Here is a 396-nt window from a genome sequence, read left to right as displayed (position 1 = left end):
GGCATCAATGTTACCATTAATGGAGTGCCATATAATGATGCCGAAAGTCAGGGTACCTTCTGGGTGAATCTGGGGGACTTCGCATCTTCGGTGGAGGATCTTCAGCTTCAGCGTGGAGTGGGAACTTCAACCAATGGTGCCGGTGCCTTTGGAGCCAGTTTAAATATACTAACAGACAGGTATAGCTACGAACCTTCCGCAGAGATCGCCAATAGCTTTGGATCCTATAATACCCGAAAACATACAGTAAAATTCAGCACCGGGATCTTTGATGATCACTGGGAGTTTTCCGGAAGGGCTTCTGTCATCAAAAGCGACGGATACATCGACCGCGCCTCAACCGATCTTAAATCCTATTTTTTCCAGGGTTCTTACATTGGGGAGACCAGCCTTATA

1 pseudogene is annotated in these 396 nt (G+C 47.0%); it reads left to right on the top strand.

The features are described 5' to 3' along the window. Positions 1-396: pseudogene (locus HC175_RS19900) on the top strand (TonB-dependent receptor); the annotation flags it as partial.

Source organism: Salinimicrobium oceani, assembly GCF_012037645.1.
Note: the sequence above shows the minus strand (reverse complement) of the source record. Positions and strands in the feature narration are given on the sequence as shown.